The organism is Planctomycetota bacterium, from assembly GCA_039182125.1.
In the GTDB taxonomy this organism is placed as follows: Bacteria; Planctomycetota; Phycisphaerae; order Tepidisphaerales; family Tepidisphaeraceae; genus JBCDCH01.
On sequence record JBCDCH010000100.1, the window covers coordinates 1 to 11,963 of the forward strand.

Consider the following 11,963-nt stretch of genomic DNA (forward strand, 5'->3'; position numbering starts at 1 on the left):
CGCTCGTCGGGAAGACGCTCTACCGCCAGTTGGTGATCAATACGGTCGATAGCTTCGTGAATACCCAGCAGAGCCCTGCGCGCGAGCGTACTGGCTTCGCTATGCACGCTCTGCAGCAACGCGTAAGTCCCGAAACGACCTAAACGTATCGCCCGTGCTGAGGAGTTTGAGCGATATCCCATGCGATCGGCCAGCTCCGTGAGACGACGGCGGGTTTCGGGTCGTAAACGGCCCTTTCGATTCAATGCCTGACTTACCGCCTGTTGCGACACGCCTGCTGCAATCGCAATGTCTTTCATCGTGACGGGCATTGAAGAAACCAAGAGATCCTGCGATAGGCAGTGGTTCGAACAAGGACAAAAGTGATCAATCTAAGTACCGCAGCAGGGACAACAAAGCATGATAGCACGTTCCATCATACTAAAGTGCCGCAAATTGTCAATCCCTTCTAAGTGCGATTCTTGCCGGCTGCTTCTCGACGACGGCGCACCGCACTTCGGATCCCAGCTTTCACCCCCCCTCTGGAGGATCTCTACTTTTCACGTACGAATCGAACGCTGGCAAGGCTGCTGTGAAGCGAAATGCCATAAATCCTGCCAAGAGGCATCAGCAACATCTCGTTGAAATGCCCTCTGCTGTTTAAAAATTCAGGAGCACGCCGATTCTCACCGAGCAGGAGCTTGGAGCCTGCAGTACGTCAATGAAACCCATGCACTCAGCCTACTGGGCTCTCCGCAAATCAAAGTCAATCTCAAGCGGCCACGGATCGTGCACAGAACATGCGGCGGCTATCGGCTGGCCAGCCTGAAGAGCACGCCTCTTGCGTGTGGCCAGCCAAAGATATATCGTTCTATCGATTTCAGTCCATGCTTTTCGATATACATCATGCGGATTCTCTACATAGATATCGATGCCCTGCGGCCAGATCATTTGAGCTGCTACGGCTATCACCGTCTAACCAGCCCATCAATTGATCGGCTTGCTGCCGATGGGTTGCGGTTCGAGAACTGCTACGCGTCGGATACCCCTTGCTGTCCTAGCCGGACAAGTCTCTTTCTGGGTCAACCAGGTATCTGCCATGGTTCGGTGTGCCATGCCGGACGGCGGGCCGTGCCGTATGCCGAAGGGCAATCTCGTGGATTTCGAGATAGGCCGGGGCGCGACTCTTGGCCGGCCGCGCTGCGGGAAGCGGGCTATCACACCGCGACGATCAGTTCGTTCGCGGACCGCCACGGAGCGCGGTGGTGGCAGGCGGGCTTCCACGAGTTGCACGACACCGGCGGGCGTGGTTTTGAGCGGGCCGACCAAGTTACTCCCGTCATTTTGGACTGGCTCGATCGACAGGGCGCCACAGATCAATGGTTCCTCCACGTTAATTTCTGGGACGTCCATACGCCATACCGCACCCCGAGTGGCTTCGGAGCCCCGTTTAGGGACGACCCGCTGCCGACATGGTACGACGACGCGTTGCGACAGAAGCACTGGACTGGTGCGGGGCCTCAGGGCGCTCGTGAGCGAGGCGGGCTCGGCGGTGGTGACGACCACGCCGGGCGTTACCCGCGGCAGCCTTTTGAAATCGCCTCGATGGACGACGTCCGCCGAATGTTCGACGGGTACGACACGGCCATCCGGTACGTCGACAAGCACATCGACTTGATCGTTAGCCGACTGGAGACGCTCGGCGTGCTTGACGACACCGCAATCATGGTGTCCTCCGACCACGGCGAAACTATCGGCGAGTTTAATATTTACGGCTGCCACCAGCTAGCGGACCACGTCACCTGCCGCGTCCCGATGATCGTGCGTTGGCCCGGAGTGACCGACCGGCCCGACAGCGTGCGAGCCGACGGCGCACTGCGTTACCACTTCGACATCGCAGCATCGGTGATCGAAGCGGCCAGCGGTTCGGTACCGGAATCGTGGCACGGACGTAGCTTCGAATTGGGGCCGAATGGGATCGGCGACACGGGGCGGGACGATCTGGTACTCAGCCATCTGCAGGGCAGCTGCCAACGCTCGCTGCGGTTTCGCCGCGACCAACAAGAGTTCATCTGCATTCGCACGTATCACGATGGCTACCACGGGCTCCCGGAAGCCATGCTCTTCGATGTGGGGCAAGACCCGCATGAATTGCACGACCTCGCGGAGGATCGGCCCGATCTGGTGGCGTGGGCGTTTGATCGGATCGAAGGCTGGACCCGGGATCACCTCGAAGACGGCCGCCCAGACCCGATGGCAACCGTGCTTGCTGAAGGCGGACCGCCACACGCCCGAGGCGCGCTGAACGGATATTTAGATCGGCTGCGTGCCACCGGCCGGTCGGTATGGGCCGACCACTTCGAAACGCGGACCAGGCCTTTTTGCCGACCGGCCTTTGGATCGGCGGGGGATGCGGCGGTGACTCCGTCCCAATTTTCCGAAACCCATCCGTAGCGTGCGCGTACGGCGTCACGACCCGTGTCGAAACCGTTCTTGAAAGGTCGCCCGTGAGATACCGCTTTGTATTGGACCGCTCGGCGTGTTGCTGTCTGGCCGCGATTCTGTTCTGGTTTGTCGGACCGTTCGGAGCCCAAGGGCAACCGGCTGCCCTACCCGAAGACGCGGCTTACGTGCAGGTCAGCGCCGACGGCCACCTAGAGTTGCACGGTGAGCGGGTCCGGTTTTGGGGCTTGACCGGAAAATTCCCCGGGATGCCCAAAGGGTCAGACGCCGACCCATACGAAGTCAACGAGGCGATCGTTGCCCGGCTCAACGCGCTGGGCTTCAACTTGATTCGTATGTTCGACCGGCCACGCGCCGGAGAGCCCTACGTCAAGGGCGACCGCAGCAAGAACGACGTGCTCGACCACTTCGTCGCTGTCTGCAAGCGCGAAGGGATCGCGATCTGGAAGGCGTCCATGATCAAAGGCGCGGTCTCTTCCGAGGACGTCGACGTGATCGACGACTCGGCAACCGCCGACGCTTGGTCGGAGGCCGTCGGCGATCGATACAAGTTGGGGAAAAAAGGCTTGGCGACGTTCTGGGACGCCCGGCTTCAAGCACTGTCGCTGGCCAACGCGAAGTCGGTGGCCGACCACTTCAACCAACATACGCGCTTGCGATGGGGCGACGACCCCGTGTTCGTGGTCTGGGAACTGGTTAACGAGGATTGGTGGTTCTTCCACATGATGCGCGGCCTGCATCTCAAGCAGCCCGACTTTTTTCAGCTCACGTTGCGTGAGCAGTGGAATGCTTTCCTTCGCGATAAGTACGGAAACGAAGTGGCGCTGCGGGAAACCTGGCGGGGCAACCTGCTCCCAGGGGAGAACCTCGAATCGGGCTCGGTCGCGATGCTGCCGCTCGGCCGGGATCTGTCCGGCGCCGATCAGGCCAAGTCGCTCGGCGTGGACGTAGACGAAGCGGTCACGGGCGATATCCGGATGAGCGACTTCAACGGGCCCCGCGGGCAGGACGTCGTCGCGTTCCTGCTCGAGATCTGGATCGACACGAAGCGACAGCAGCACGAAGCCGTGAAGACGTGGGGCAAGAGTTGCCACCTCTCCCCGACCGTCTGGGACACCGGCATCGGTTGGTCCTTGGCGACCCAGTACATGCACCAGCATGCCGACGCAGTAGCGCACTCCACTTACATCAACGGCACACACCATCCCGACCCGACTCATCACCGCGCGCCGTGGTGGAGCACGTTGGAAGAACCTCCTGCCCTTTGCTGGGGCCAGCCATGGCTTGAGCAGAACAAGATTGCCGGCAAGCCGTTTTTCGTTTACGAAAACAACATCATGCAGCCTGCGAAGTACCGCGGTGAGCACCCGATGCGGATGGCCACGCTAGGCGCTATCCAGGATTGGGACATCGTCGTGACGCATTACTACGGGTTTCCGCAAGACCCCAGGACAGACGAGCCCTACACCCAAGCCATGGACTACACCACACTCGGGCACCCGCAGGGCTACCACTTTCAGTACGACCGCGTCTTGCAATCGGCACTTACCTTCGCCGGAACCGTGTTCCGCAATGGTCACCTCTCGCCCGCCCCCGAACCAACCACGTTCGTCTTTGGCCGAAATAGTCTGCTGGATCCGAATATGTCGGCCTATCGCGACGTCGCCGATCGGTTCATGCCCACGGCATTCCGCTACGGATCTCGGATCGAAATCGACCCGGAACGCGAAGATGATGAGATCCTTGGCCCATCGCGGCGGCGCGGCGTCTACGAACCCAACCCGTACCGACCGACCGAGCAAATCCGCCTCGACCACCAGCGGGGGCATCTGGTCTTCGACGCGCCCGGGGCCGCCGCCTTCTGCGGATTCTTCGCGGAAGTCGAAGCGCCGATTGAATTTGGTCACGGCTTGACGCTCCGCGACGTCCGGATCGACAACGAGCCCGGCATCGCCTACCCGGTGACCGCCGACGAAAAATACTTAACCTTTGGCGTGGCCTCCACCGACGGACTCCCCTTGGACCAGACCCGTCACGCCCGGCTACTTCTGGCCAGCACGAGCTTCAATGACGGGTTCCGGATGGAGCACGACGCGTTGACGCGAGAATGGTTCCGCAACGGCAGGCAAGCGTTCCCCGATGGTGCCGGCGGTTTGCCCGTGCGATACGCGGTTCCTTCGATCACGTTGGATCCCGGCCCACTGAGCGGCATGCGTTACCGCGTGCTGGATTGGCACTTCCGGGAGATCGATCGCGGTGTCGTGGGCGAGGGGGTGTGGGAACTGCCGCCGGACCGTCGACGCTTTGTGATCGAGTTGACGCGGGATGTCGATGCGCCATGAAGCATCGATACCCCCTCCGCCGTGTGGAGAAACCCCGGGCCGCCGCAACTGCGACCAAACGTTTCGGGATCGCCGCGGCGTGTGGCATCGCCGGCGGCATCGGTTTGGGCTGCCAATCCCCGGGCAACGTACAACCGCCCAGCGCACTATCGCCACCGGCGTGGCTCGAAGAATATCCAGGCGTGACCTTAAGCAATCGATTCCTCACGATCCGCGTCGCTCTGCCGGACACGCGGCATGGTTTCAACCGCGCTAGCCGATTCGATCGGGCCGGGATGGTGGTCTGGGCGGCGGACGCATCGGGCTTCGTCGCGATGGCGCCGCATACCCAAGCGTCAGACCACGATCCGGCGATTGACGACCACGTCGCGGGGACCGCCGGCGAGTTTTCGATCGAAGCGCCGCCCGGCTACAACGATGCGAACCCAGGCGAGACGTTCCTGAAGATCGGCGTGGGCCTGCTCGAACGTACTGACGACCGGTCGTACCGATTTCGCCACGCCTACCCGATCCGAGATGCGGGCCAGTGGCAAGTCGAGTCTGGGCCGACGGCGGTCACGCTCATCCACGAGTTGTCGTCGTCACTGGGCTGGGCTTATCGATATCGCATAACCGTCCGGCTATACGACGATCGCGCGGGCTTCGAGATCGAAAGGCAACTGGAGAATCTCAGCTCGCGTCGGCTCGCGGTCTGCCACTACAGCCACAACTTCGTTTGGCTCGACGGCCACGCGGCGACGCCCGGAGCCAGAATCGCGGTTGAACCGCCCCATCGCGCGGCTCGCCCCCCGAAGTTCCGTGGCGCCGCGGAATGGAAGGCGGGAACGCTAAGCGTGATCGACCGGCCAGCAACGCCGGGGATCGTCCGACTGATCCCGGAACAAGCGCAAGAGCCGGACGATCCGGCGGCGTGGTCGGCCGTCCTGTCCCACCCCGACGCGACGCGGGCCATGACCATCAGCCAGGTGCCGATGCCCGACCGAACGATCCTCTATCTCGACGACCGTACCGCTTCGATCGAACCGTTCATCGATCTCGACCTGTTGCCGGGTGCGTCGGCATCGTGGCGTACCGCGTACGAGATGGTGCCCCCATGGACTCCCGAAGACCGCGCGCCCATCGACCCTATCGCCCCTTGAGGTCTACGCATGTCAATCCCCAGACAACGCTTCGTTACCGATCTGCTGGATATCCAACCCGAGGCCTCCGCGGAGTCCGTGATCTGGCGCGCCGACCGCCCCACGCAGATGCGCGAAACGCCCGCGAAGGACATCGAACTGGACGTCCCGTTTCGGCCGCTGCGGGTCGAGCCGTCGCTGCTGGTCGAACCGGCAGACGGAGAGAAAGTCCATCGCGACCACAAACTCGAGCCCCGGTCGCTGCCGATCCGAGTATCGGCCTACGGCGACCGCGTCGTGCGGATTACGCTGTGTGCCGACGGCTCCGCGGCCCTGCCCCACGACGGGCCGATGCTCGCGATCGATGAATCGCTGCAACCCCAGCCGCTGCGTGTGCAACTCGAGTCAGAAGCTTGGTCGGTTTTAGATGAGCGCGGGCAGGCACGGTTCCGCATTGAACGACGCGACCCGGTGCGGCGGCACTGGAGCGACTTGGTCATGCCGCCGGCCGAAGGGTTCGTCGCGTCCGTCCTCCCAGATGGGCACACCGACATCCCGTTCAGCAGCCACGATCAGTTCTTCCCCAAGCAAGTCGAATCGCTCCCGCTCGGATTCGTGACCAGCCAAGGTCGTGTGGACCACACTGCGTTCTCCATCCACGCCGGTCCCCAGGAACACTTCGTGGGCACCGGCGAACGCTTCGCCCGCATGGACTTGGCCGGCTCGACGTTTTCGCTAATCAACGACGACGGCTTAGGGGTCAACAGCCCGCGGACCTACAAAAACATCCCCTTCTACCTCAGCAGCGCGGGCTACGGATTGATGGTACACACCTCGGCAATGATGCGCCTGTCGTTGGCGGGTGTCTCGACCCGGGCCGCGCAGGGGGTGTTGCCCGACCCGGTGCTGGACCTGTTCTTCATCGCCGGGAGCCCGGAAGAAATCCTGTACGAACTCCGCCGACTGACCGGCTTCCCCGCCGACGTGCCGCGGTGGAGCTACGGCGTCTGGATGAGCCGGATGACCTACTTTTCCGATGAGGAGATCACCGGCATCGCCCATCGGCTCCGCGAGGAGCGGCTGCCCTGCGACGTGTTGCACGTCGATACAGGTTGGTTCGCGAAGGACTGGGTCTGCGAGTGGGAGTTCTCGGCTGAGCGGTTCTCGGACCCCGCGGGGTTCATGAAGCGCATGGACGATTTAGGCTTCCGGATCACGCTCTGGCAGACGCCCAACATCGGGCAGGGCAATCGGCTGCTCGAAGAAGCGAAAGAGAACGGGTATCTCGCGCCGCGCGATTCCGCCGAAACGCAGAGCGGGTCGGATTTTTCGTCTCAGCACTTCGACGGCGTGATCGATTTCACCAACCCCGAGGCGGTCGCCTGGTACCAAAGCTTGCTCAAGCGGCTCTTCGACTTGGGAGCCGCCGCGATCAAGACCGACTTCGGCGAAAACGTGGACCCCGCCGCGCGCTACCACGGCTTGCCGGCCCGGCTCTTACGCAATCGCTACGCCCTGCTCTACCAGCAGGCCGCCTTCGAAGCGACGGCGCGGGCGACGTCCGAGCCGATCATCTGGGCTCGGGCGGGTTGGCTGGGCAGCCAACGCTACCCCGTGCACTGGGGTGGCGACTGCGCCTGTACCTGGGACGGCATGGCCGCCTCCCTCCGCGGCGGGCTGCACCTGGGCCTGTCCGGCTTCGCGTTCTGGTCCCACGACGTCCCCGGGTTCCATGGCCTGCCGGACTTCATGAACTCGTGGCCGACCGACGACCTCTACGTCCGCTGGACGCAGTTCGGCGTGTTCACGTCCCACCTGCGCTACCACGGCACGAGCCCACGCGAACCTTACGACTACCCCGCCGTCTTGGACCTCGTCCGCCGATGGTGGCGGCTGCGCTACGCGCTGATTCCATATCTCGAACGCGAGGGAACCCGCGCGATCCAGACCGGCTTCCCGGTCCTGCGGGCGATGATGTTGCACCACCCCGACGACCCGTTGTGCTGGCATATCGACGATCAGTTTTTCTGCGGCTCGGACCTGCTGGTCGCGCCCGTCATGAACGGCACCGGCCAACGACGCGTCTACCTGCCGGACGGGGCCTGGGTTGACTTCTGGACCGGCGAGTTCCACGAAGGGCCCGGCTGGCTCGATACCAACCACCCGCTGGACACCTGCCCGGTGTTCGCAAGGCCTTACGCCGAGATCCCCTTCTATCCCGAAGCGATCGAGCACACGGGGCAACTCGACACCAGCCGTATCGTCCCCCTGCGATTCGACGAACGCTACCGCGGCTTGTCGCAGGCGCCGCTGGCCGAGGTCTGGAAGTCGGACGGGTTGAAATAAGCCGACTTGGTTGTAAATGGATGTGCAACCGGCGGCCCCAACGACGAACCTCAAGGCTACGCGGCTTACGACTCGGTTCGCGGGGGAACCCAAAGGTGGACGTACAAACTATCCATCCAGCCGTGGCTGAGGATCCCGACATCGCCCGCCGGGAGTCGGATCGGCTTGCAGCCGTCGTGATGCTCGAAACGGTCGTCGAGACACCAGCGCTTCCAGGTTCGGCCCGCGGCGTCCGCTTTTTTGTAGGCGTAGAGTTTGCAGCGTTGACGGTACGGGTAGAACGGGTCGTGTTCGCCGCAGATGATCTCGTCCTCGCCGTCGTCGTCCAGGTCGGCCACACCGATCGAATGGGGGCACCGGACGACATCGATCACGTGTCGCCGCCACCGATCCCGGGGGTTGGCCGGGCATTCGTACCAGCAGAGCGGGGTGTAGTCGGCTCGCTTTTCGGGGGACCATTGCACGGTTTCATCGCCGATCACGACGTCGGCGCGTCCGTTGCCCTGGACATCGATCACCCCGATCCGCGCGGGGTAGACGCCCTCGAACATGCGGTGGGGGGTGAACGAACCGTCGCCGTTGTTCTCCAGCCAGTGGGCGCCTAGAAAGAGGTCCGGGGCTCCGTCGCCCGTGATGTCGTGGGCAATAACTTCTTCCCCATAGGGGATCTCGGCGAGCGTGCGGCTCGGCCACGGCACCGACGGGTCCTCGGAGACTTCCCATATCTCGGGATAGTGTGGGAGGTCCACCTCCGCGGAGGCATGCGCCGAATGGTAAGCGGTAACGAGCGCCAACTTTCCTCCGGGCAGCAACGGCGCGACGCAAGATCCGTGCGGCCAATCGCCAACGCCCGTCCCGATCTCGTGTAGCTCCCAGCGGTCGTTCAGAGGGTCGATCGGTTTAGCCCATGCCAAGCGGTTACTGACCTTTGGGCCTTGATCGGTGGCCAAAGTCACGATGAGTTCGTCACGTCCATCGCCGTCCAGGTCGTAGTGGTTGATGATCTGACAGACGCCGGGGATCTCCCGGCGGGTCGGTGAGTTCAGTTCGTACCACCATCGGCCGACCGCGATGTCAAACTGCCCGTTGCCCGTGATATCCACCGCGAGGATGTCCGTCCCGGCGCCGGGCTTGTCGCGGTCGACAAACCGGTGCTGGTAACCCGCGATTGGAGAAGGGCGCTCGACCTCGTCAAGCCGCATGACCCTCGGGTAGCGGTGCTCTTTGCCGAGGTACCGGAGCTGACGCCCCGGCTGATTGTGTTCGCCCGCTCCGTTGAAGTACGTAGCTTCGTGAATCCCTTGGCCTTGCTGTCGGATCTCTCGCTTCCACGTCTCTCCGCCGTCGGCCGAAAGGTATTCGATGATTCGAGCGTCGTAGTTGTAAAGCGCGGCCCACCCGCCGCCCGCCATTTCTGCCACGACCAGCCGGACGCCCTCTTGCGTACGCTCGGCGTGGAGGCTGTGGCCGTAGGCGATGCCGCGTTCGATGGGGTGTTCGATCCATTCGCCGTGCCCGGTATTTTCGAGCCAAGACAACTGCCCTTCGAAGTACTCGCTGTCGATGATCACTAAGTCATCGACGCCGTTGCCGGTGATATCGAGTGCACTGACACGGCACATCTCGCGGTGGTTCGGCGCAACTTCGGTCAACGGCCACGGAATCGACCCCGGCTTACCGAAAGGCCCGCCCTCGGGACATCGATACACGTTCGGGCCCGAAGCGATGCCCCAACCCCCATCGCGGTCGAGCCGGACGACACAGAGGCCCTCTTCGCTCCGGTTGCTCCCGATGTCGTAGCACTTCCAAGGCATCTCCGGGTCGACGCCGGGGCGATAGAGATACAAGCTGCTTCGGCCGCCGTGCGGGCCGTTGGCGATGAGCTCCAGCCGCCCGTCGCCGTCTACGTCGTGGAGCACCAAATCGTGCGGATATCCGTGATGAGCGGGTTCGAGCACGTGCTTGGCCCACGGCTCATCGAGCGAGCCGGAAGGCTTGAACCAGGCGATCTCCCACAGGTTTTTGTCCGCGGTGTCGGGGGCTTGCAACCCGGTGACCACTTCCGGCCGCCCGTCGCCGTCGATGTCGGCGATGGCCAAGCCCACCGAACAGGTTCCGTCTCGGCAGATCACTGCTCGTTTCCCGGTATCGATCTGATACCACGTCAGGGCATCGGTGGAGCCTACGACCAGTTCCGGGATGCCATCACCGTCCAGATCGGCCGCCGTTGAGGCGACGAGCCCTTGATAAAACCGCGCAAGCGGTTCGGCGTCCAAAAGCGTGAGTTCCCATCGATGCGGTGCAGAAGAAGTCATGATAATGACGTGATTAATGAATAACGCGGGTCGCGTGAACATTCACTCGAGCCGGGTTGGGGGCAGATGATCGAACACCCAGATTGACCTGATGCGTAAGTGCAGTACGATACGAACCATCAGTCGATAGAACGTTCTACCATTTATTTCATGGCGCTTCATTACAACATTCTATTCTTGCTGGCCGATCAACTACGTGCCGATTTCTTGGGTTGCTACGGTGCGGAATGTATCGATACGCCGAACATCGACGCCCTAGCACGGAGTGGCGTTCGGTTTAATCGCTGCCTGACCCCATCGCCGCTGTGCGTCCCAGCCCGGGCTTCGATGCTCACCGGCCGCAACGCGATGCGGAACGGCGTACTCGATAATCACAGTTGGGTTCACCCCCAGCGGCGCGACCTAGGGCTGACGACCTGGCCCGAAGACCTAGCTGCGGCGGGCTATCGCACCGCGGGCATCGGCAAGATGCATTTTTATCCGTGGGACTTGGGCGAAGGCTTCGCGCAACGACGGATCGCCGAGGACAAGCGCCACATCGGTCTCCGAGACGACTACAGCGACTACCTCACCGCGCATGGGCTAAAGAAGCTGCACGGCAACGAGATGCCCGGCTACTTTGAACATAAAGGTGCGCCGGTCAGCCCGATCCCGGCCGAGCATCAGGTCGATCGGTGGGTCGGCAACGAAACCTGCGACTTCCTTCAGCGCCAGGGCGACGCCCGGCCATTCGCCGCGATGGTGGGATTTCCGGGGCCCCACTGCCCGTACGACCCGCCGGACACGCTGGCCAACCGGTACGACCCCGAGGTGATGCCGCCGCCGCTGCCGGGCACCGATGCCAGCGAGGCGTTCCGCGAGCGCTTCGTGGAAGCAAACCGTAGGCCGTGGAATCAGGTTGACTACGGCGAACTGACCGAATACCAGGCACGGCGAATTCGGGCGCACTATGCCGCGCTGGTGTCGCAGATCGATGAAGCCGTTGGCCGCATCATCGCGACGCTGCACGAGCAGCGGCTCTGGGATCGAACCTTGGTGGTGTTCGCGTCGGACCACGGGGACTTCCTGGGTGACTTCGGCATGGTCGGCAAAGGGCTGTTTTACGAATCGGCTGTCCGCGTGCCGCTGATCGTCTCTGGTGGAGCGACCGAAGCGTTGGCGAGCCTCGACGCGGACCGCGAGTTGACTTCGCTGATCGACCTTCACCCGACGTTCCGAAACGCGGCCGGTTTGGATGCGTCGGCCGATGGAGACGGCGTTTCGCTGTTCGAGCGCTGCGGCCCCGGCCAGCAGATCTTCGGCGCGACGATGTTTGGCACGATGATCGCCGAAGCCCGATGGAAATTCGCGCGCTACGGCGAAGGCCAAACGGCGTTGTATGACCTCGAGGCGGATCCGAC

General features: G+C 62.9%; 7 protein-coding genes. 5 read left to right on the forward strand and 2 right to left on the reverse strand.

From position 1 onward, the window contains the following. The coding region (locus AAGD32_17305) for a LacI family DNA-binding transcriptional regulator (protein MEM8876006.1) at nt 1-311 on the reverse strand (311 nt) is incomplete at its 3' end. A 574-nt stretch (nt 312-885) separates the two neighbouring features. Between AAGD32_17305 and AAGD32_17310 the strand changes: the two genes are divergently transcribed. The 4 genes from AAGD32_17310 (at nt 886) to AAGD32_17325 (ending at nt 8,248) form a co-directional block, all read left to right on the forward strand. Then, entirely contained in the window at nt 886-2,433 is a 1,548-nt protein-coding gene (locus AAGD32_17310; GenBank protein MEM8876007.1) for a sulfatase, read from the forward strand. Between the two features lie 257 nt (nt 2,434-2,690). Next, entirely contained in the window at nt 2,691-4,784 is a 2,094-nt protein-coding gene (locus AAGD32_17315) for a hypothetical protein (protein ID MEM8876008.1), read from the forward strand. A gap of 182 nt (nt 4,785-4,966) precedes the next feature. Then, the gene (locus tag AAGD32_17320; protein MEM8876009.1) at nt 4,967-5,923 is read left to right on the forward strand and encodes a hypothetical protein; all 957 of its coding nucleotides are present in this window, start codon (nt 4,967-4,969) and stop codon (nt 5,921-5,923) included. 9 nt (nt 5,924-5,932) lie between these two features. After that, complete coding sequence (locus tag AAGD32_17325; GenBank protein ID MEM8876010.1) at nt 5,933-8,248, forward strand: TIM-barrel domain-containing protein; 2,316 nt, start codon at nt 5,933-5,935, stop codon at nt 8,246-8,248. A gap of 65 nt (nt 8,249-8,313) precedes the next feature. Here the strand turns inward: AAGD32_17325 and AAGD32_17330 are convergent, their stop codons facing one another. After that, nucleotides 8,314-10,563 carry a VCBS repeat-containing protein gene (locus tag AAGD32_17330; GenBank protein MEM8876011.1) on the reverse strand — a complete coding sequence of 750 codons (2,250 nt, stop codon included), beginning with the start codon at nt 10,561-10,563 and terminating at the stop codon, nt 8,314-8,316. 150 nt (nt 10,564-10,713) lie between these two features. Here AAGD32_17330 and AAGD32_17335 point away from each other — a divergent pair. After that, nucleotides 10,714-11,963, forward strand: a 1,250-nt coding sequence (locus AAGD32_17335) for a sulfatase-like hydrolase/transferase (protein ID MEM8876012.1), incomplete at its 3' end; no start/stop codon positions are given.

Coding starts and splice junctions, on each gene's coding strand:
- AAGD32_17310 (MEM8876007.1), top strand. CDS start 886: ATGCGGATTCTCTACATAGATATCGATGCCCTGCGGCCAGATCATTTG.
- AAGD32_17330 (MEM8876011.1), bottom strand. CDS start 10,563: ATGACTTCTTCTGCACCGCATCGATGGGAACTCACGCTTTTGGACGCC.
- AAGD32_17325 (MEM8876010.1), top strand. CDS start 5,933: ATGTCAATCCCCAGACAACGCTTCGTTACCGATCTGCTGGATATCCAA.
- AAGD32_17315 (MEM8876008.1), top strand. CDS start 2,691: ATGCCCAAAGGGTCAGACGCCGACCCATACGAAGTCAACGAGGCGATC.